The 20,691-nt window shown below is 28.8% G+C and carries 18 protein-coding genes; 13 read left to right on the forward strand and 5 right to left on the reverse strand.

The genetic code is table 11. The annotated features are described in order from the left end of the window. The first annotated feature begins 18 nt into the window (after positions 1-18). The gene (locus tag CAMP5053_RS05995; protein WP_087700089.1) at positions 19-825 is read left to right on the forward strand and encodes an SPOR domain-containing protein; all 807 of its coding nucleotides are present in this window, start codon (positions 19-21) and stop codon (positions 823-825) included. Continuing rightward, positions 822-1,604 (forward strand): shikimate dehydrogenase, encoded by a 783-nt coding sequence (locus CAMP5053_RS06000; RefSeq protein WP_337217476.1) that lies wholly within the window; start codon positions 822-824, stop codon positions 1,602-1,604. Before CAMP5053_RS05995 ends, CAMP5053_RS06000 begins: the two co-directional genes overlap by 4 nt. On the opposite strand, the gene dnaJ is transcribed toward CAMP5053_RS06000, so the two are convergent. Continuing rightward, a complete protein-coding gene (gene dnaJ / locus CAMP5053_RS06005) occupies positions 1,601-2,722 on the reverse strand; it encodes a molecular chaperone DnaJ (RefSeq protein WP_261545243.1) in 1,122 nt (373 codons plus the stop codon). The two genes, CAMP5053_RS06000 and dnaJ, sit on opposite strands and share 4 nt — an antisense overlap. 113 nt (positions 2,723-2,835) lie before the next feature. Here dnaJ and CAMP5053_RS06010 point away from each other — a divergent pair, with 113 nt between their 5' ends. The 3 genes from CAMP5053_RS06010 to recR are packed head-to-tail and all read left to right on the forward strand — an operon-like array spanning position 2,836 to position 5,310. Then, positions 2,836-3,507 carry a response regulator transcription factor gene (locus CAMP5053_RS06010; RefSeq protein WP_087700084.1) on the forward strand — a complete coding sequence of 224 codons (672 nt, stop codon included), beginning with the start codon at positions 2,836-2,838 and terminating at the stop codon, positions 3,505-3,507. Continuing rightward, positions 3,504-4,736, forward strand: a complete 1,233-nt coding sequence (locus tag CAMP5053_RS06015; protein WP_087700082.1) for an ArsS family sensor histidine kinase — start codon at positions 3,504-3,506, stop codon at positions 4,734-4,736. Before CAMP5053_RS06010 ends, CAMP5053_RS06015 begins: the two co-directional genes overlap by 4 nt. Position 4,737: 1 nt before the next feature. Further along, positions 4,738-5,310 (forward strand): recombination mediator RecR, encoded by a 573-nt coding sequence (gene recR / locus CAMP5053_RS06020; protein WP_087700079.1) that lies wholly within the window; start codon positions 4,738-4,740, stop codon positions 5,308-5,310. Here the strand turns inward: recR and CAMP5053_RS06025 are convergent. From CAMP5053_RS06025 to CAMP5053_RS06035, 3 genes are read right to left on the reverse strand one after another with little or no spacing between them, the layout of a single operon-like run. Continuing rightward, positions 5,297-6,316, reverse strand: coding sequence for a hypothetical protein (locus CAMP5053_RS06025; RefSeq protein WP_087700077.1), 1,020 nt, complete (start codon positions 6,314-6,316; stop codon positions 5,297-5,299). The two genes, recR and CAMP5053_RS06025, sit on opposite strands and share 14 nt — an antisense overlap. Next, positions 6,313-8,106 carry an excinuclease ABC subunit UvrC gene (gene uvrC, locus CAMP5053_RS06030; protein WP_337217477.1) on the reverse strand — a complete coding sequence of 598 codons (1,794 nt, stop codon included), beginning with the start codon at positions 8,104-8,106 and terminating at the stop codon, positions 6,313-6,315. Before uvrC ends, CAMP5053_RS06025 begins: the two co-directional genes overlap by 4 nt. Next, positions 8,099-8,572: a hypothetical protein gene (locus CAMP5053_RS06035; RefSeq protein ID WP_261545245.1), complete on the reverse strand. Its 474-nt coding sequence runs from the start codon at positions 8,570-8,572 to the stop codon at positions 8,099-8,101. Before CAMP5053_RS06035 ends, uvrC begins: the two co-directional genes overlap by 8 nt. Positions 8,573-8,706: 134 nt before the next feature. On the opposite strand from CAMP5053_RS06035, the gene nhaD reads away from it, so the two are divergent. Together nhaD and guaA are read left to right on the forward strand one after the other, a co-directional pair. Continuing rightward, on the forward strand, positions 8,707-10,065 hold the full coding sequence (gene nhaD / locus CAMP5053_RS06040) for a sodium:proton antiporter NhaD (protein ID WP_214100446.1): 1,359 nt from the start codon (positions 8,707-8,709) through the stop codon (positions 10,063-10,065). Positions 10,066-10,074: 9 nt separating this feature from the next. Further along, the gene (gene guaA / locus CAMP5053_RS06045; protein WP_039641066.1) at positions 10,075-11,610 is read left to right on the forward strand and encodes a glutamine-hydrolyzing GMP synthase; all 1,536 of its coding nucleotides are present in this window, start codon (positions 10,075-10,077) and stop codon (positions 11,608-11,610) included. Here guaA and CAMP5053_RS06050 read toward each other — a convergent pair whose 3' ends face one another. Further along, positions 11,611-12,162 carry a class I SAM-dependent methyltransferase gene (locus tag CAMP5053_RS06050; RefSeq protein WP_337217478.1) on the reverse strand — a complete coding sequence of 184 codons (552 nt, stop codon included), beginning with the start codon at positions 12,160-12,162 and terminating at the stop codon, positions 11,611-11,613. It abuts the gene before it with no gap. A 112-nt stretch (positions 12,163-12,274) separates the two neighbouring features. Here CAMP5053_RS06050 and CAMP5053_RS06055 point away from each other — a divergent pair, with 112 nt between their 5' ends. From CAMP5053_RS06055 to CAMP5053_RS06080, 6 genes are all read left to right on the forward strand, one after another. Continuing rightward, positions 12,275-13,714 (forward strand): hypothetical protein, encoded by a 1,440-nt coding sequence (locus tag CAMP5053_RS06055; RefSeq protein WP_337217479.1) that lies wholly within the window; start codon positions 12,275-12,277, stop codon positions 13,712-13,714. A gap of 263 nt (positions 13,715-13,977) precedes the next feature. Next, entirely contained in the window at positions 13,978-15,228 is a 1,251-nt protein-coding gene (gene purD, locus CAMP5053_RS06060) for a phosphoribosylamine--glycine ligase (RefSeq protein WP_337217480.1), read from the forward strand. Next, entirely contained in the window at positions 15,225-15,683 is a 459-nt protein-coding gene (locus tag CAMP5053_RS06065) for an RDD family protein (protein WP_337217481.1), read from the forward strand. The genes purD and CAMP5053_RS06065 overlap by 4 nt, the downstream gene beginning before the upstream one ends. Continuing rightward, positions 15,673-17,709, forward strand: a complete 2,037-nt coding sequence (locus CAMP5053_RS06070; protein ID WP_261545247.1) for an LPS-assembly protein LptD — start codon at positions 15,673-15,675, stop codon at positions 17,707-17,709. Before CAMP5053_RS06065 ends, CAMP5053_RS06070 begins: the two co-directional genes overlap by 11 nt. After that, entirely contained in the window at positions 17,709-18,365 is a 657-nt protein-coding gene (locus tag CAMP5053_RS06075) for a phosphoribosyltransferase (protein ID WP_087700061.1), read from the forward strand. The genes CAMP5053_RS06070 and CAMP5053_RS06075 overlap by 1 nt, the downstream gene beginning before the upstream one ends. 133 nt (positions 18,366-18,498) lie before the next feature. Next, complete coding sequence (locus tag CAMP5053_RS06080; protein ID WP_214100440.1) at positions 18,499-20,607, forward strand: polyribonucleotide nucleotidyltransferase; 2,109 nt, start codon at positions 18,499-18,501, stop codon at positions 20,605-20,607. Positions 20,608-20,691: the final 84 nt, after the last annotated feature.

Raw genomic sequence — 20,691 nt, forward strand, 5'->3', positions numbered from 1 at the left:
TTTTTGAAAGGATGAAAAATGGAAGAAAACAATAAAAACGAATTTGATGATATTATTTTGCAAAAAAGCAATAAAAGCGAAAAACTCAAAAAAATTTTACTTAGATCGATTATTTTAATCATTGTATTTTTAGTTGTTATGATAGTAATGAAGCTAATTAATGATCCAGGTGAAGAAAAAACTTTGCAAATGCCATCAGAACCACAAGAGCAAGCTGCTTATGAAAATAATTTTAATTCTTTACCTATTACAGATAGTACTAAAGAAGAAGATGAATTTGAAGCTTTGGCTAGAAAATTAAAAGAAGAAAGCTCTTTGGTTGATACAAATACTACTATAGAGGAAAAGCAAGAAGTTCCAAATAATAGTGTGTTAGATCAAATTGCTACAGTAGAATCAAAAGAAGAGTCAACTAAGGTAGAAGAAAAACAAGAAGAGATTAAGCCTGTAGAAAAATCTATAGAAAAACCAATTCAAAAACCTTCTGAAAAACCAAAAAATAATGTAGTTGAAAAGCCAAAAGCTCCAGAGCAAAGCAATACAAATGAATTGTTTGAGAGTATAAAAACTCCAAGTGTTCAAACGCAACTTCCTGTAGGTGCGTATATTCAAGTTTTTTCTTTAAATAGTTTGGATCCTAAATCAAAAGAATTGAATATACTTAAAGAAAATGGATATGATTACAAAATTTATAAAACAACAGTAAATGGTAAAGAGTTAACAAAAGTTTTAGTTGGGCCTTATAAAGAAAGTGAATTAAAGGCCGAATTAGAAAAAGTACGTTCTAAAATTGCAAAAGGTGCTTTTACATTTAGAGTAAAATGAAAACTTTTGCAGTTATAGGCGATCCTATTATGCATTCTAAATCCCCAAGAATGCATAATAATGCCTTGCAAGCTCTCAAAAAGGATGCAGTTTATATAAGATGTCACCTAAAAGATAAAACAAAATTAAAAGAAACTATTCAGAAGTTAGATGGGGCTAATATTACCATACCTTTTAAAGAAGTAGCTTGCGAAATCGCTGATTTTAAAGATGAAAGCGTTATACATATAGGCTCTGCTAATACTTTATTGAATAAAAATAATAAAATTTATGCTTATAATACAGATTATCTAGGATTTTTAAAAGCGATTGAAGATTTTTCTTCTGTTGAAAATACCTTGATCTTGGGTGCTGGAGGTACAGCCAAGGCTTTGGCATATGCTTTAAAATCTAAGAATATTAAAGTCACAATAGCAAATCGCTCTAATGCTAGGTTTGAAAATTTAAGTAATTATCTGTGTTTTTTATATGATCAACTTGACTTAAATGAAAAATTTGATTTAATTATTAATACAACTAGCGCAGGCTTAAATGATGAAAAATTACCTTGTCAAGAAGAGATTTTAAAAGGTGTTTTTCAACAAGCCAAATATGCTTTTGATGTGATTTATGGTAAAAATACACCTTTTTTAAAATTAGCAAGAGAAAATGGCTTGAAAATAAAAGATGGTACACAAATGCTTTTATGGCAAGGTGTTTTTGCTTTTGAGTTGTTTTTGGAATGTCAAAAAACAGAAGAAATTTTTAAAGCCATGGAGATGGCTTTAAAACTTCCTTAATGACTAAACCAGGATTTGATTTTATCAAACAAGCTTTCTTGTTCTATAAAAGCTTCTTCATCTGCCAAGCCAAAGCTTTTTTCAAGTTGTAACAATAGATTTTTTTGTTCTTCGGTGAGAGTTTTTGGAAATTTTATTTCAATTTGTACAATATGTGAACCAAGTTTTCCATTGTGAATATTTTTAACACCTTCATTAGTTAATTCAAATTTTTGCTTATCTTTTGCACCTATTGGAAGCTTAAGATCAGCTTCTCCTCTTATGGTAGAAACTTTAATAGTTTTTCCAAGAGCAGCTTGAGTAAAAAATACAGGTACTATAGTATAGATATCATCATCATGTCTGATAAATTTATCATCATCTTCTACAATGATTTTGATATATAAATCACCTCTTTGAGAATAATTTGGAAGCTCGTTGGCTTTGTTTTGCACTCTAAGACTCATACCGCTATCTATACCTTCTGGTATATCAAGCTCTATACGATCTTTAATTTCTTCATAACCATTACCATGGCATGTTTTACATTTATCTTTGATAATCTGACCGCTACCTTTACAATGATCACAAGTTTGTACAAAGGTCATAAAGCCTTGCCTAATACCAACTTGACCTTTCCCATCACAATGAGAACAAGTATTTAATTTTCCATTTTCTGAGCCACTTCCTTTGCAAGATTTACAAAAACTTTTATAGGTAAAATCAATTTTTTTCTTACAACCAAACACAGCTTCTTTAAAATTAATTTTTGATGTTATCTTTGAGTCATGGGGGTATTTGTTTTCTTTTTCCTTTTTACGTGTTGAACTGCCAAAACCAAATCCTTCTCCAAAAAAGCTTGAAAATATATCTCCTAAATCAACATCTCCAAAACCGCCAAATCCACTTGCTTGCCCTTTAAGCCCTTCTTTCCCATATCTATCGTATATGCTTCTTTTTTCATCGTTGCTAAGCACCTCATAGGCTTCATTAACAAGTTTAAATTTTTCTTCCGCTTCTTTATCTCCTTGGTTTCTATCAGGATGATATTTTAATGCCATTTTTCTATAAGCTTTTTTTATGGTCTCTTTATCTGAAGTTTGAGAAATTTCTAGTATTTCATAGTAATTAAGTTCCACTTTTTTCCTCTCTTGAAAAATTAATATTGTAATTTTAGCAAAAAAATAAATGAATAGTTAAATTATGTGTTATAATGTTAAGTTTGTAACATATTTTCACTAAAGGGGTAGAGATGATTAATGTTTTAATGATCGAAGATGATCCAGATTTTGCAGAGTTTTTGGCAGAATATTTGGCCCAGTTTAATATAAAAGTTACTAATTATGAAGATCCATATTTGGGAATGAGTGCTGGTATAAAAAACTATGATTGTTTAATTCTTGATTTAACTTTACCTGGACTTGATGGTCTTGAAGTTTGTCGTGAAATAAGGGAAAAATATAGTATTCCTATTATTATTTCTTCAGCTAGAAGTGATTTAAGTGATAAAATTGTAGGCCTTCAAATAGGCGCAGATGATTACTTACCAAAACCATATGATCCAAAAGAAATGCATGCAAGAATTATGAGTTTGATTCGTCGTTCTAAGCGAACTAATGAAACTCCTGAAAAAATAATCAATTCAGCATTTAAAATTGATGAAAAAAGACATGAGATAAGTTATAATGATGAAGTTTTAATATTAACACCTGCTGAGTATGAAATTTTAAGTTATATGATAAGACAGCATGGCTTTTCGGTAAGTAGAGAGCAGCTTGTGTATCATTGTAAAAGCCTAAAAGATAAAGATTCCAAAAGTCTAGATGTAATTATTGGTAGGTTAAGAACTAAGATCGGTGATAGTTCTAAAGCACCAAAGCATATTTTTTCTGTTAGAGGAATAGGGTATAAGTTGATAGGATGAAAATCACAATTAATCTTAAGATTACTGCTCTTTTTGCAACAGCTTTTTTGTTTGTTTGTGCATTATTTGTTTTGCTTGGAAAAATTCAAATTGATTCGTATTTAACAAGTGAGCAAAATAGACAAAAAGATATTATCGAAAAGATTATTTATAATTTGGAAAGAAAGGAGAAATTTTCTGTTCATGATTATCTTCTTTCTAAGTCCTTTGTCTTGGTTGAAAGTGAGCGTAGTATAAAACATATTGTTACAAAAGGTGAAAAGGTTTTTAGAATCAATTCTTTATATGGCAACTTTGCTTCTATTGTTTATCATAATCAAATTTATTTTTATGTTGAGCAAGATAAAACAAGATGGCTTTATGAATTAAATTCTTCCACACGTTTAGAATATTTGTTTTTGCTTAGCTTTTTTTTCAGTTTGATTTTAATTATATTTTTATACTTTTCTGTATTAAAATCACTAACACCTTTAAAAATTTTAAAGAAAAAAATTAAAAATATTAGTACAGGTAAAATAGAACCTTTATCTGAGTATTCTCAAATTAATGATGAAATTTCTGAAATTTCTTTTGAATTTGATCACGCAATTAATAAAATACAAGAACTTGTAAAATCTAGACAATTTTTTTTAAGAATGATTATGCATGAACTTAAAACACCTATTGGAAAGGGTAGGATAGTTTGTGAGATGTTAGACAACCAAAAACAAAAAGATCGCTTGGTGGCGATTTTTGAAAGGCTTGAACTATTGATTGATGAATTTGGAAAGATTGAAAAGGTTTTATCAAGAAATTGTCAACTCAATTTGCAAACCTACCATCTTAGTTTAATTTTAGAACAAGCTGAAGATTATTTGATGAGAGATGATTTTTATCAGAAGGTTAAGATTGTATATAAAGATGATGTTATGATTGTGGCAGATTTAGAACTCTTCTCTTTAATGCTTAAAAATTTAATTGATAATGCTATTAAATATTCTGATGATAAAAGCTGTGAAATTATATGTTCTGGAGATTATATAATTGTTAGAAATAAGGGTGTGCAGCTTAAAAAAACTTTTGATTATTATTTAAAGCCATTTGTAAGAGAACAAAATACCCAAGTTGAGGGCATGGGGTTAGGACTTTATATTATTAATAATATTTGTAATCTTCATGGTTATAATTTAACCTATAGTTATGAAGATGGATATCACACCTTCAAAATTGTTTTTTCAAGGTTAAAATAGCTTGAAGGGTATAGAAAAATTCAATGAGTTAGTAGAGATTTTTTCTGCTCTTCCCACTATAGGTAAAAAAACGGCTTTAAGGCTTGCGTATCATGTGTGTATAAAAGATCCTTTACTTGGTTCAAAACTTGCTTATCATATTGAAGAATCTATTAGAGCGATTAAAAAATGCATCCAATGTGGATCTTTAAGCGAAAATGAATTATGTGAAGTATGTTCTAATATAGAAAGAAATAATAATATAGTTTGTATAGTACAAGATCCAAAAGATGTTTTGGTTTTAGAAGATAGTGGAAGTTATGATGGACTTTATTTTGTACTAGAGAATACTAGTGAGGATAATATTATAAAATTAAGATTAATAATTGAAAGTAAAAATGTAAAAGAAATATTTTTTGCTTTCACACAAGGATTAAATTCTGATGCTATTATTTTTTTTATAGAGGAAAAACTAAAAGATTTAAATTTAAGCTTTTCACAAATAGCCCAAGGTATTCCAAGTGGTGTAAGTTTAGAAAATGTGGATTTTATATCTTTGCATAAGGCAGTAAATCATAGAACTAAGCTTGATTGATGTATTTTTTTAACAGTGCTAACCATTCAATTTTGTTAATGTCATTTAAGACCATATTGGCAAAGTCACAGTTTTTAATCCTATCTTTGGAAAAAAGCAAAATGGTATTTTTGGGATTTTTTATTTTGTATTCATGTAGTATTTGGCTAATATGTATTAAATCAAATTTAATAACTTCATAATCTATTAAAATCAATTTGAAATTTAATTGTAAAGCCTTTTTAAAATCACTTAAATTGTTTACAGCTTGATTATTTGGACAAAATTGATTGGTTATATTTAAAATAAGATTATTTTCAAAACTAGTAGATTTAAAAATCAAAACATTAGAATTTTCTTTTCTATAGTTCTCTTGCGCAAAATTAACATTTAAAAAATTAATTATGTCTTCAGTGTAAATTTCAGTAAAAGTAAAATTTAAAATATCATCAACTCTTTCTTTTGAGATAATAAAAGTAAAATTTCTTTCTTTATAATCATTTATAATTTCACTGCTAATTCCTATATTTAATAATATACATTGTAAAAGAAAATTTTCAATAACATTGTTGTTTATAATACCCACATGAATATTTTCAAAACAATTATTTGTGGAAATTTTATTGTGGTGATATTGCTGTAAAATTGGCTTTAGTGTAGATAAATTATCTGCTTGTAAATAGCTTAAACCTTGAATAAGATACTGGAAATTTTTTTGTACAAGTTTATTTTGTAGTTTTTGATCTTGTAATTGCTTGTTGATTGAATCAAATAATAGTTTTAAATTTTCCTTTAACTCTTCCAAAGAATTTGATTTTGGCAAAGAAAAATATTTTTCAATCTCCTGAGTTAAAAATTTATTTTTTTTGATTTTCTGATTTTTTAGAGTTATACAAATACACGCAATGATAAAAATCAAAATACTCACAAAGGTATAAACGAAGAATAGTTTTTGGTCAATAGGGTATAAAAAATAATAATTTAAAAAGCATAAAATTAAAGTCAAAAGACTAATAAGTAATATCATAAATTATCCTTGATTAATTTGGCTATTTTTGCATTAGAAAGTGATTTTAACTCATCAAAATTAGCTTTACTAATCTTATCAAAACTACCATAATAATCTAAAAATTTTTTAATATATCCTTGGGAAATTCCAAGTTGCATTAGCTTAGAACTTTGCAAATCTTGCTTTCTTTTTGTTTTTTGATGAAAACTAATTGCAAAGCGATGTGCTTCATCACGCAATTTTTGTAAAAATTGTAATTTTTTATCATCGGTGGAAAGTTGAATTTTGCCTTCTTGGGTATAAATTTTATCTTTTGCATTTCCTTTTGCCCTATAAGCTTTTGTATCTATTTTTTCTTTAGAAATTGTTAAAATATCTACATTTGCTCCAGAACTTTTGATGATATTATTTGCTAGCTTTAATAAAGTATCTCCTCCATCAATTAACCATAAATCAGGCGGAGGATTTTTATCAAACGACATGGCTCTTTTACTAAGAGTTTGAAGCATTTGATCGTAATCATTTTTATAGGATAAATGGTAGTGCCTATAAGAACTTTTGTCAAATTTTCCATCTTTATAGGCTACCAAAGCACCGACATTTGCTTCACCTTGCATGTGAGAATTATCAAAAATTTCTATATGATTAGGATAATTTTGTAGGTTAAAAAATTCTTTTAATTCTTTTAAAAATAAATAATCATCACTTTTTAAGTGTTTTTGTATATTTATTTTTGCATTTTCTAATGCAAGCTCACACAAGGCCTTTTTTTCACCAAGTTTTGGAGTCTTAAGGTGAAATTTTTTAGAAAATCTCTCACTAAGTAAATTTTGCAAAAGATTCATATCTTCAAATTCTTCATGTGTATAAATTCGGGTTGAATTTATTGGGCTATCTTGGGTGTAATTTTCTAATATGTATTGCTTGTATACTGCATTTAAGTCAAATTCATCTTGATGATTTAGGGTTAGCACTTTATGGTTTGAGCTAATTATCCTACCATTATTGATGACAAAACGCACCATAGAGAGTATATTTGCTTCATGGTATATGGCAAAAACATCAAAATCTTCTAATTTTGCAAGGTCTATTTGTATTTTTACGCTTAAATCTTCTATTGTTTTGATTTGATCTCTTATAATAGCTGCTTCTTCGTAGTTTTCGTTTTTTGCATACTCTAGCATTTTATTTTCTAATTTTTTTGTTAAAGATAGAGGATTTAAAAGAGCTTGAGTAGCCTTTTGGATAATTTTTTCATATTCTTGCTTAGAAATTTTTTGCTCACATGGTCCTTTGCAACGCTTAATTTGATAAAAAAGACAAAGCTCTTTGCAAGATTTTTTTTGTCTTAGTTCAAATGATAAATACAAAGCATTTAAAAGCTCTTTTGCTCCTTTAAAAAACGGACCAAAATATTTTATTTTATTTTTTTTGATGATTTTTCTTGTAATTTCAAATCTTGGAAAATCTTCGTTTAAATCTATGTAAATATAAGGGTAGGTTTTATCATCTCTTAATAGTATATTGTATTTTGGATGAAGCTGTTTTATAAAAGAATTTTCCAATATTAAAGCATCGGCCTCACTTTTTGTGGTAATAAATTCTAAATGATGAGTCTGGCTGATCATCTTTTGAATTCTTAAACTATTGTTGGGATTTGGGCAAAGATTTGGAGTGAAATTAAAATAACTTCTAACGCGGTTTTTTAAATTCTTGGCTTTACCTACGTATAAAAGCTTACCTTGTATATCAAAATACTGATACATGCCAGGTAAATTGGGTAAAGTCTTGAGTTCGTTTTCAAGCATTTTTTATAAGCTTTCGCAGTTCTTCAAATTTATTATATAAAATAGGATTTTTAAAATGGTTTCTAAAATCTCCATTAGAAAGTTCTAGATGAGTATTTTTATGTTCAATAAAAATACTATTTTTAGATGTAAAGTTTTTATCATTAAGTATTTTTATGTTTTCTACTTTTGCAAAATTACTCATTGGCTTAGCTAAAGTATAGTTTTTTATGAGACTTTTAATCATTTTTTTGGTATTATCGTGATTAAGCTCCATATATGCAATGTGGTGTTTAACTAAAATAACCAAAGTATTATTTTTTATAAAGAGTTTAGTAATCATTTGTTGGTGATTAAGGTTTAACAAATTTAAAAACTCTTTATATTGTAAAAGTGCTTTTAAAGGTCTATAATGTTTATATTTTTCAGAATTGGCAAGTGTATTGATAACATCATGACTTGTTTTAATTTTATTTTCAACTTTCATTTGATTATTGTAACATTTTTTTTATTAATATTGTTAAGTGCGTGTGGCTATAAAGCTGCTCCATTTTATGAAATAAAAGATAATAATGGTAGTGTAAAAGAGATAAAAAAATTCCAATCTTTGGAGAGTGAAATATGAGTAAAATACTTTTTTTACTTTGTTTTGGCGTTAGTTTTTTATTAGCTAGTCAAACACATGAGTTAAATTTAGCTTTTAGTGCTTTGGGTATAGGCGTTTTAATAATTTTTATATTAGGCTATTATTTTATTGCAGCAGAAGAAAAATATCATATTAATAAAACCAAACCCGCTTTATTTATAGGAACTTTGTCTTTTGTTATCATAGGTATATATATGGTAATGAATGATTTAGATACGCAGATACTTGAAGAAAGTGTTAACCACCTTATTTTAGAAATTGCACAAATTGTCTTTTTCTTAATAGCTGCTATGACTTTTATAGAGGCTTTGATAGAAAGATCAGTTTTTGAAACTTTAAAATACAAACTTGTGAGTAAGGGTTATACTTATAGAAAGTTATTTTGGCTAACAGGAATTTTAGCTTTTTTTATCTCCCCAATTGCAGACAATCTTACAACTGCTTTGATTTTATCTACCGTGCTTTTAACCATAGATAAGCATAACAAAGAATTTTTAATCCCTGGTGCTATAAATATTGTAGTGGCGGCTAATGCAGGTGGAGCTTGGTCGCCTTTTGGTGATATTACTACTTTAATGGTTTGGACGGCAAAAAAAGCTACATTTTTTGAATTTTTTGCTCTTTTTCCTGCTTCTTTTATTGGTTGGTTGCTTACTGCTTATTTATTATCGCGTTATGTGCCTAATATTGAGCCAAATTTTCACAAAAATAATCTAGAAAAAATTGAGATTAAACCAGGTGGCAAAGTTTTTATTGTACTTGGTTTTTTAACTATTGCTTTAGCAGTATTTATTCATAGTATTTGCGATTTACCTGCGATGTGGGGTATGATATTTGGCCTTTCTTTGCTTAGCTTATATGTATATTTTTTTAATAGAAAGCAAAAAAAGAAAGACTTAAATATTTTTCATTATATGACGCGTATAGAGATGGATACTTTATTGTTTTTCTTTGGTATTTTATCTGCAGTTGGCGCCTTGCATTTTGTTGGTTGGCTTGCTTACGCTTCTGATCTTTATGCAAAATTTGGAGCTACTAGTATTAATATAGGCGTAGGATTTTTATCTGCTATTGTAGATAATGTTCCGGTTATGAGTGCGGTACTAAAAGCAAATCCAAGCATGGATGATACTCAATGGCTTTTAGTAACTCTTACAGCAGGAATAGGGGGATCATTAATAAGTTTTGGTTCGGCTGCTGGAGTAGGAGTAATGGGTAAAATGAAAGGAATTTATACTTTTAATGCTCATTTAAAATATGCATGGACGATTTTGGTTGGTTATATAATATCTATTATAGTTTGGTATGTACAATTTCAATTGTTAAATTTATAAAGGAGTTAGATGAAAAAAGCAGATATTTTAGTTTTGGATTTTGGTTCACAATACACACAACTCATTGCTAGAAGATTAAGAGAGCAGGGTGTGTATGCAGAAATTTTACCTTTTAATGTGAGTTTAGATGAGATTAAGGCTAAAGAGCCTAAGGGTATTATTTTAAGTGGTGGACCAGCTAGTGTATATGCAAATGATGCTTATTTTTGTGATAAGGGTGTCTTTGATTTAAATATACCTGTTTTAGGGATATGCTATGGTATGCAACTTATGGCACATCATTTTGGAGCAAATGTCGCTCCAGCAGGTCATAAAGAATATGGTAAAGCAACTATAGATATTCAAAATGATAGTGATTTGTTTAAAAACTTACCTAAAAAGCAAACAGTGTGGATGAGCCATTCTGATAAGGTTGAAAATTTACCACAAGGTTTTGAGGTTTTAGCAACTAGTGAAAATAGTCCATTTTGTGTGTTTGGAGATGAGAAGCGTAAATTTTTTGCTTTACAATTTCATCCTGAAGTGCAACACAGTGAATTTGGAAAAAGCATCTTGAAAAATTTTGCTAAGTATGCATGTAATTGTGATAGTGTATGGAATATGGGATCTTTTGCAAAAACTCAAGCACAAAAAATCAAAGAAGAAGTAGGAAATGATAAAGTACTTTGTGCAGTAAGTGGTGGAGTGGATAGTAGCGTAGTGGCTGCATTGTTAGCAAGTGCAATTAAAGATCAAGTAGTGGTTGTTTTTGTTGATAATGGTCTTTTAAGAAGCGGTGAAAAAGAACAAGTTGAGTATATGTTTAGACATACTTTGGGTATTGATCTAATTAGTATTGATGCTAGAGAGATTTTCTTAAGTCGTTTAGCAGGGGTGAGAGATCCTGAGCAAAAAAGAAAAATCATAGGAAATACTTTTATAGAAGTTTTTGAAGAAGAAGCTAAAAAACATAAAGATGTAAAATATCTAGCGCAAGGGACTTTGTATACTGATATTATTGAAAGCTCGGTCGTAGGAGCTAGTAAAACTATAAAATCTCATCACAATGTGGGTGGTTTACCTGAAAAGATGAATTTAAAACTCATCGAGCCTTTAAAGGAAATTTTTAAAGATGAGGTAAGAGCTTTAGGAATGGAGCTTGGCTTAAGTAAAGATGTGGTTTATCGTCACCCTTTTCCAGGGCCAGGTCTTGCTATACGTATAATGGGTGAGGTAAATGAGCCTAGTTTGGAGCTTTTAAGAAAAGCAGATGTTATTTTGATTGAAGAATTAAAAAGTAGTGGTTGGTATGATAAGACATGGCAAGCTTTTTGTGTGCTTTTAAACGTACAAAGTGTTGGTGTAATGGGAGATAATAGGACTTATGATAACGCAGTTTGTGTGCGTGTTGTTAATGCAAGTGATGGTATGACCGCGACTTTTTCTCATTTGCCTTATGAATTATTAGAAAATATTTCACGCCGTATTATTAATGAAGTAGAAGGAATCAATCGCGTGGTGTATGATATTTCTAGTAAGCCACCAGCAACGATTGAATGGGAATGATTATTTAGTACAAAAATATACAAAAGCAGGGGGAAGATTTTGCCAAATGATAGGTGAAATTTCTACCTTGCTAAAAGTAGCAAAAAGTTTTTTCTTAAAAGCCCTTCCTTTTGGTGTTGGGAGTATATAAGCAAATGTTGCAAAACAACCGTTTTCCTCTAAAGCATCATGGATAGATTTTAATAATAAATCTTGCTCTTTGGAATTTAATAAAGCCCAAGGAATTCCTGAGATGATCAAATCAACGCTGTTGATCGCTCTTTTTTCTAGCATATTAGGCAAGAATTCTGCTGAGCTGATTTCTATATCTATATTTTTTATATTTTGCTTTAATTTTTTTGCCATGTGAGGGTTGATTTCAACGGCAAAAAAACTTGCATTATGATTTTTTTGCTTGAAAATATATTTTGTAAAACTTCCTGTGCCAGGTCCTATTTCAACGATATTTTTTGCATGTTTAACATGGGAAGTTATGAGTTTGCTTAATTTTTTAGAGCTTGCACAAAACGCTCCTGTTTGTTTTGGGTGTTTAAAATATTGATATAAAAACATAAATAAAATACCTAAAATATTTGTTTTGAAGAAATTCTAAAATATTATTGTAAATTTATAAAAACAAAGTTAAAATAAGAATTTAATTTTTCTTTAGATCAAGGATTTGGATATGCACGGAAAAATAATGGTTTATGTGGATGCTACTGGGAGAGGAACAGTAATTAATCTAGCAAAAACATTTTTTGAATTTAATAAACATGCATGGCATGATAAAAGAAGTATGCCAACGGTTGGTATGTTTGTTGAATTTAGATCCGATGGAAAGCATATTACTGATTTAAGACCTTCTAAATTCCAAGAATTTACAGATAATGATTTTATTAAAGAAAGAGATTTTTGGAAAACAGATAGTGATGATGAATTAGAAGATTTAAGATTAACAAGACGTGATGCTTATGTTCAAGAACTTTATAGAGAAACTGATTATGATAATCTTGATAAAATCACATTAAATTTAACCATTCCGCAAGCTATTCAAAGGTATTTTTATAATGAAACCTTGTCAATTAATGCAGTAAAAGATATTAACACAGATGAAGTGCCATATATTATAGATTTTTTTGCTATGAAACGTTTCTTATATAAGGCTTTAGATACTTTGTTGTTCTCAGATAATACCATCAATCAAGCTGATTTTTCTGCAATGAAGAATATCATAGTACACCTTGAAATGGCATATAAAGATATGAAAGATAAGCAAAAACATATTAATATGGAACGTTTGTATGATGAGGTATTTTTATCTCATCAATGTCATTATCAAGCTCTTTTGGCTTCAATTGATAATAGGAAAAATAGGAAATTAGCACTTGATCGTCAAATGAGTACTTTAATTACAGATATAAAATCAAAACAAGCAAGATTGGAATCTGAAAATGGTAAAAAACGCCAAGAATTTGAAGTGTTAATACAAAGTAAAAAACAAAAATTAATAGAAATTAAAAATGAAGCGGATTATTTTACAAAAAGTGTAGAAAAATTAGAGGCGATGAAAAAGTCTTTTTATGAAAAAAATCTTACTATTTTTAGTAATAGTTTTAATATGGCAAGAGAAAAACTTTTTGAAAAAATTAAGCAAGGCTTGAATATTTGTGCTACAAAACTAGATATAGAAATTTGGAAAAAATCTTTAAAGTCGACAAGTATAAAAAATTCTTATTTTAAAACAGCAAGTGAAATTTCTTTTTGTACTCTTTCTTTTGCTGAACTTTACTTAAATAGATTAAACAAACATGCACTAAACCCAAATGATCAGCTTTTATTTTCTTATGTTAAAAAAGTAAGAAAGGAATGCGAAAAGAGTTTTTTAGTAGTTACTTCTAATCCTGATTTATATGTTAGCATGAAGATTCAAATTTTTGCAATGAATCCTTATTATGTAGTTAAACATGCACCTAAAAAAGTAAATTATCAAGGATTAATGAAAAATACTGAATTTGATATAGTTTATGTAGATGAAAAGACTATATGGGCGCCTGTTGCTGATGTTATCTTAGAAGGGAAATATTTCTTAAAAAAAGATTCTAAAACTAAATTTAAAATTTTATAAAAATCCTTTTTAAACCCTATTTTTAAGTTTTCTTAGTTATAATTATATTGCCTAAATGGTTCGATATGGTATTAAAGAGGATCCAACACATTAATTATAAGCTGTGATGTGTGATTTACCGTGTTCTGTGACTTCGTTTGAGTTTTGAAAAAAGCGAGAAGCTGCAGCCTTTAAAAATCACCTAATGGCATACTTTGACTTTTTGAGGGTCAGACACTTATACTCCGGCCATTTGGGTTTTTGCAACACTTTTAAGGAAAATAATGAAAATTTTAATATTAGGAAGCGGTGCAAGAGAGTATTCTATCGCTTTGGCTCTTCAAAAAACAAATGATAATTTAGAATTTTATTTTGCTCCAGGAAATGGTGCTACTGCTAAAATAGGAACTAATCTTAATATGAAAGATCCTAAGGTGATTACAGCTTATGCAAAAGCATCTGAAATTGATCTTTGTATAGTTGGGAGCGAAAATTTTTTAGCAGAGGGTATAGTAGATCTTTTTAAAGAAAACAATATTGCTATTTTTGGACCTACTAAAGCTGCTGCTATGCTAGAGGCTTCAAAATCTTATATGAAGAGTTTTTTAAAAAAATATAAAATTAAAACAGCTAAATTTTTAAATACAACAGATTATGAAAAGGCTAAGAAATTTATTATGAGTTTAACACCTCCTATAGTGGTAAAAGCAGATGGCTTATGTGCGGGTAAAGGAGTAATTATAGCACAAAGTCACGAAGAAGCTTTGGAAGTTACTAAAAATATGCTTAGTGGTGAAAGTTTTGGCGAAGCTGGAAAAATTGTTGTAATTGAAGAATATCTTAATGGTTTTGAATTAAGTGTATTTGCGGTTTGTGATGGAAATGATTTTGTATTATTACCTGTTGCGCAAGACCATAAAAGATTATTAGATAACGATAAAGGACCTAATACAGGTGGTATGGGGGCTTATGCTCCAAGTGCTTTAGCAAGTGAAATCTTATTAGAGCAAGTAAAAAAAGATATAATAACACCGACTCTTAAAGGCATGAAAGAAGAAGGTGCTGAATTTGTCGGTGTGTTATTTATAGGTTTGATGGTTGTAAATAATAAACCTTATGTTTTGGAATATAATGTGCGATTTGGCGATCCCGAGTGTGAAGTTTTGATGCCTTTGATAGAAAATCCTTTGGATTTATTTTTAGCATGTGTGAATAAAAATCTTGCCAATGCTCATATAAAAATTAAAAACGAATTTGCTGTGGGTGTAGTTTGTGCAAGTAAAAATTATCCTTACAAGGACTCACCAAAAGCCTTGATTGAGATAGACAATATCCCGCAAAATTCTCATATTTCTTATGCTGGTGTAAGTTTGGAAGATGATAAATTATACGCTAGTGGTGGTCGCGTATTGGTTTGTGTGGGAACTGGAAAAAGCATTGAAGAAGCTCAAAAAAATGCTTATTTACTTTGTGAAAATGTCCATTTTAAAGGAAAACAATATAGAAAAGATATTGCTTTTCAGGTTCTTAAATGAGTGCAAATCAAGAATTATTTGATAAATTAGAAAAAGAAGAGCTAAAAATAGCAAGTTTTAAAAAAAGATTTTTAGCTTATATTGTTGATAGTTTTGTGATTTTAGCTATTGTAAGTATTATTTTATTTGATAAGATTGACTCTATGCAAACTTATGATGAAATTCATAATCTTTTAATGCGTTTTGCTAGTGGAATTTTGATTTTGCAGTTTGCGTATCATAGCTTGTTTACTTATTTATATGGTGCAACTTTAGGAAAAATACTTTTGAAAATTATGGTGATTGATCAAGAATTACTAGATAAGCCAAATTTTACCCAAAGTGCCTTAAGGGCAGGTATAAGACAAGTTAGTGATATGTTATATGGTTTAGGTTTTGCTTGGGCTTTGAGTAACATTGTTTTAAAAACTTGGCATGATTATGCAGCAAAAACAGTGGTGATAGATCTTGCGTAAAATATTACTTTCTTTGGCTTGCATAGGAAGTTTATATGCTTCTAAAGTAGATATTTATGCTTTAGATGTTGTAAAAAAAAATGATATTATAGAAGCAAAAAATAATGTAGTTGTAGTTTCTGATTTGTATTTAATAACTGCAAGCGAGGCTAAATTTAATGAAACAACTAAAGATTTAGAATTATTTGGTGATATAAATATCTTAAGAGGACAGAAAGAAAGAACTAATTCTACTTATACTAAAATTAATCTCAAAGATAATACAACAGCTTTTAAAAATTTATTTTTTTCAAATAATGATTTGGAAGTTTGGTTGCAGTGCCATCAAGCTAAAATTGATGATAAATTTATAATAAGTAAAAAGTCTGTTGTGTCTAGTTGTAATGTTGAAAATCCTGATTGGGAGATTCGTTTTGATGAAGGAAAACTAAACAAAGAAAGTAATTTTTTGCATCTTTATAATGCAAGATTATATGTTAAAAATACTCCTGTGATGTATTTGCCGTATTTTGGTTTTAGTGTGGATACCAAAAGAAAAAGTGGTTTGTTAATTCCTCAGGTAGTTTTAAAACAAAGCGAGGGATTATATTATAATCAACCAATCTATTATGTTATTGATGATAATGCAGATATACAATTTGAACCTCAAATTAGAACAAAAAGAGGTTATGGACTATATTCAACTTTAAGATTTATCGATAGTCCTTATTCTCAAGGCGAAATTAGTGGTGGTATTTTTGGAGAAAAATCAAGCTATAAAAGAGAAGAAAATTTAAAAAACAAAGAACACTATGGTTTAGAAATTAAATATTCAAGTGAAGCTCTGTTTAAAAGTCTTTTGAGTGATGAATTTCAAGAAGGTTTATGGGTTGATGCTACTTATTTAAATGATGTTGATTATATGAATTTGAGTTCTAGCGCAAAAACAGAAGCTTCTTTGGTCACTTCTAAAATAAATTATTTTTTATCAGATGATGATAATTATTACGGTGCTTATGCAAAGTATTATATAGATACTTCTAAAATTAGCAATAAAGATACTTTGCAAGAATATCCATCTTTTCAATATCATAGATATCTAAATGGTTTTTTTGATAATTATATACAGTATAGTCTAGATGCTTCTTTTCATAGATATTATAGACATACTGGTATTTATGCTAAAACTTTAGATTTTGATTTACCATTAATTTATCATACAAGTTTTATGGATGATTTTTTAAATTTTACCTTTACCGAAAGGGTTTATGCTAATTTTGTGGATTATTCCAATACAGATATTAAAAACCAAGAGCACTTATTTCAAAATTCTCATAATTTTTCTTTATATACAGATCTTTCTAAGCCATATGAAAATTTTTATCATACTTTGTATTTAGGAGTTAATTATTTTCTACCTGGAGCCAAGTCTGGAGAAATAACAGAAGATTTTATAAATATTGATAACAATCCTGAACAATTTAATTTTTCAATGTTTCAGTATTTTTATAATACTTTAGGCAAAAAAAAATTATACCATAGTTTAAAATTAAAATATTTTACCAAAGAAGGTAGTTTTGGTGGTTTTGATAATATTGTAGAATATTTTTACAATGATTATATAAGCTTTAGAAATGAAGCAGAATATTCAGGAGTAGATAGTCGTTTTGATAAAGTTTTTAGTGAAGTATTATTTGATTATGATAAATGGAAATTTAGCCTAAATCATGCTTATAGAATTTATGAAAAGGAAAAATATAACTTTTTGGGAACTAAAGCCCAATATGATATAAACACTAATTATCAAATTTTTGGTGGATTATGGTTTGATTTAGATAAAAATCCTGATAAATGGGAGGTGGGTTATACTTATCAAAGAAAATGTTGGAATTATTCTTTGATGTATCGTAAAGATATTTCACCTAAGCTTACTAGCGGAGGGATTAGCGCCAAAGATCAAAGCGGTGTATATTTTATGTTTAATTTTTATCCATTGGGCGGAGTTTCTTATGATTTTTCTTTGGAAGAGAATGAAAGGTCTATATAATGTTTTTTGAAGATGAAAAAGATGCACTTGAGAGATTATATGATATATTGCCGTTGAATAAACTAAAAGATTATATTATCATTACACCTTCTTTAAAATCTATAGTTTTTGTTAATGCGCTGGCACAAAAATTAGAAATTCCATATGATTTTTTATTCACAGAGCAAATTAAAGCTCCTAATAATGATGAGTGTCAAATAGCTATGATTAGCGAGACAAAAGAGCTTGTTTACAATAAGGCTTTAGTTAAAGCTTTTGATATAAGCTTAGATTATATTTATGGTGAGGCAAACAGGACTTATGAAGAAAAAATTTTAAAAAATGTATATCGTTATAGAAAAGGAAATCTTTTAAAAGGTTTAAAAGGAAAAAATATTTTAATGCTGCATGAGGGCTGTGAAAGTGGGATTACTGCTTCTTCATGTATTAAAAGTTTGCTAAAAGAAGAAGTAAATAGCATTATTTATGCCACTGCTTTAATGCCAAGCGATGTGTATGATTATATTAGTGTTTTTGTAGATGAGGTTTATTGCGCGCAAAAAATTGATCATTTTGTGAATATTGAGTTCTATTTTAAAAATAAAACGATTTTGCAAGCCCATGAAATTTTAGATATTTTAGAAGAAAGTAAATATTATCTTCCTTTAAAAAAGTAAATTTATATCTAAACAATTTGTTGTTTAGATATAAATTTATAGGCAAAATAAAAACAGGCTTTTTAAGTTTTAATTTTTAAAATTTAAAAAGCTTATTTGGTTTTGTCTATGATAAAAATTTAAAGGAAAAATCATGCGACATGAAATAAATATCAATAATCATATTGAAATATTTGATACCGATAAGGTAGCAAAACAAGCCGCAGGTGCAGTTTTAATGCAAGAAAAAAATGCAGTAGTTTTAGCAACTGTAGCAAGAGAAGAAAAAATGGTAGAAGAGGATTTTTTACCTCTTACGGTGCAATATATAGAAAAAGCTTATGCAGCAGGTAAAATTCCAGGTGGCTATGTAAAAAGAGAAACTAAACCAGGTGATAATGAAACTTTAAGTGCAAGGATTATAGATAGAAGCTTAAGACCTCTTTTTCCAAAAGGCTATGCTTATCCAACCCAAATTGTAGTTATGGTTCTTTCTGCTGATCCTGAAGTAGATTTACAAGTAATGAGCTTAAATGCTGCAAGTGTTGCTTTATATTTAAGTGATATTCCTATTAAAGCGCCAGTTTGTGGTGTAAGAATAGGCCGTATAAATAATGAATTTGTTTTAAATCCAAGCAACAGTGAGCTAAAAAATAGCACCCTAGATCTTTATGTAGCAGGTGTGAAAGATGAGCTTTTAATGATAGAAATGAGAGCTTTGGCAAATAATCAAAACAATAAACATTGTATGAATGAGTTAAGCGAAGATGATACTTTAAAAGCTTTAGATTTTGCAGGTAATGCAATTTTACGTGGCTCCAATGAATATGAAAAAACATTTGCTGCTTATAGAAAAAATTCCAAACTTGAGTTTAAAATAGAGCTAGATAATGCTCAAATTATTGATTATATAAAAAATACTTATATAACAAAACTTAAAATTGCTATTAATCAAATGGCAAAAAGTGAAAGAGCGAGTGAAATTTTGCAAATTGCAAAAGAAATTGAAAGCGAAGCAATAGCTATCGAAAATGAATGGAAATTTGAAGATATTGAAAAAGCTTTGCATGTATGTAAAAGAGAACTTATTAGAAATCAAATTATTAATGAAAATAAACGAGCAGATGGTAGAGGTTTGAAAGATGTTAGGAAAATAGACATAGAAACAAATATTTTACCAAACGCTCATGGATCTTGTCTTTTTACTAGAGGACAAACCCAAGCTTTAGTTGTTGCAACTTTAGGAAATGATAATGATGCTCAAATGTCAGATTTGCTAACAGAAAAAAATCCAATTTGTGAAAAATTTATGGTTAATTATAATTTTCCAGGTTTTTCTGTAGGTGAAGCTAGCCCTATAAAAGCTCCTGGTAGAAGAGAACTAGGGCATGGAAATTTAGCAAAACGAGCTTTACATCCTAGCGTAGATATAGATTATGCTCATACCATTCGTTTGGTATCTGAAATTTTAGAAAGCAATGGTTCTAGTTCTATGGCTACTGTTTGTGGTGGTGCTTTGGCTTTAAGAGCTGCAGGAATAAAAAGTGAAAAACTAGTAGCAGGTGTGGCAATGGGGCTTGTTTTTGAAGATGAAAAATATGCTATTTTAACAGATATTATGGGGCTTGAGGATCACGATGGAGATATGGATTTTAAAGTGGCAGGAAGTTATGAAGGAATCACCGCTTTGCAGATGGATATAAAACTTGGTGGTATAGAGCAACAGGTTTTAAAAGAAGCTTTATATCAAGCAAAAGAAGCTAGAGAACATATTTTAAAACTAATGGAAGAAGCTGATAGAAACATCATTGTTAATGAAGCTATTTTGCCAAAGATTGAGATCTTTAATGTAGATCCGAACAAAATCCCTGATATCATAGGTCAAGGTGGTAAAACTATAAAAGAAATCATCGAAAAATTTGAAGTTAATATTGACTTAGATAGAGATAAAGGTGAAGTTAAAATAGCAGGAGTTAATCATGATTTGATTTCTCAAAGCAAAGAATATATATTAAATTTGCTCCATTCCAAAGGCTCTAATAAAAAACGCGATAGAAAAGAAATGCCTAAATTTGATATCGGAGAAGAATTTATAGGAAAAGTTCAAAAAGTTGTAGAATTTGGAGTTTTTGTAGAACTTAAAGATGGCGTGGATGGTTTATTGCATAATTCTAAGATTAAAGAAAAGTTAGAAGTAGGTAATGAAATTAAAGTTAAGGTTGCGGAAATTAAAAACGGAAAAGTCTCTTTAGATTTAGCCTAAATTTTGAGCATATTAAAAATATGCTCAAAATTTTGTATTATATCTTGACAAAAGAATATTCTTTTGGCATAATTTCATTTTTTG

The organism is Campylobacter sp. S4:11 (genome assembly GCF_024723695.1).
GTDB classification, from domain to species: domain Bacteria; phylum Campylobacterota; class Campylobacteria; order Campylobacterales; family Campylobacteraceae; genus Campylobacter_D; species Campylobacter_D jejuni_C.

Bases quoted from the DNA above. Each gene is read 5' to 3' on its own strand.
- CAMP5053_RS05995 (WP_087700089.1), top strand. From the start codon at position 19: ATGGAAGAAAACAATAAAAACGAATTTGATGATATTATTTTGCAAAAA.
- CAMP5053_RS06000 (WP_337217476.1), top strand. From the start codon at position 822: ATGAAAACTTTTGCAGTTATAGGCGATCCTATTATGCATTCTAAATCC.
- CAMP5053_RS06010 (WP_087700084.1), top strand. From the start codon at position 2,836: ATGATTAATGTTTTAATGATCGAAGATGATCCAGATTTTGCAGAGTTT.
- CAMP5053_RS06015 (WP_087700082.1), top strand. From the start codon at position 3,504: ATGAAAATCACAATTAATCTTAAGATTACTGCTCTTTTTGCAACAGCT.
- CAMP5053_RS06025 (WP_087700077.1), bottom strand. From the start codon at position 6,316: ATGATATTACTTATTAGTCTTTTGACTTTAATTTTATGCTTTTTAAAT.
- uvrC (WP_337217477.1), bottom strand. From the start codon at position 8,106: ATGCTTGAAAACGAACTCAAGACTTTACCCAATTTACCTGGCATGTAT.
- CAMP5053_RS06035 (WP_261545245.1), bottom strand. From the start codon at position 8,572: ATGAAAGTTGAAAATAAAATTAAAACAAGTCATGATGTTATCAATACA.
- nhaD (WP_214100446.1), top strand. From the start codon at position 8,707: ATGAGTAAAATACTTTTTTTACTTTGTTTTGGCGTTAGTTTTTTATTA.
- guaA (WP_039641066.1), top strand. From the start codon at position 10,075: ATGAAAAAAGCAGATATTTTAGTTTTGGATTTTGGTTCACAATACACA.
- CAMP5053_RS06050 (WP_337217478.1), bottom strand. From the start codon at position 12,162: ATGTTTTTATATCAATATTTTAAACACCCAAAACAAACAGGAGCGTTT.
- CAMP5053_RS06055 (WP_337217479.1), top strand. From the start codon at position 12,275: ATGCACGGAAAAATAATGGTTTATGTGGATGCTACTGGGAGAGGAACA.
- purD (WP_337217480.1), top strand. From the start codon at position 13,978: ATGAAAATTTTAATATTAGGAAGCGGTGCAAGAGAGTATTCTATCGCT.
- CAMP5053_RS06065 (WP_337217481.1), top strand. From the start codon at position 15,225: ATGAGTGCAAATCAAGAATTATTTGATAAATTAGAAAAAGAAGAGCTA.
- CAMP5053_RS06075 (WP_087700061.1), top strand. From the start codon at position 17,709: ATGTTTTTTGAAGATGAAAAAGATGCACTTGAGAGATTATATGATATA.
- CAMP5053_RS06080 (WP_214100440.1), top strand. From the start codon at position 18,499: ATGCGACATGAAATAAATATCAATAATCATATTGAAATATTTGATACC.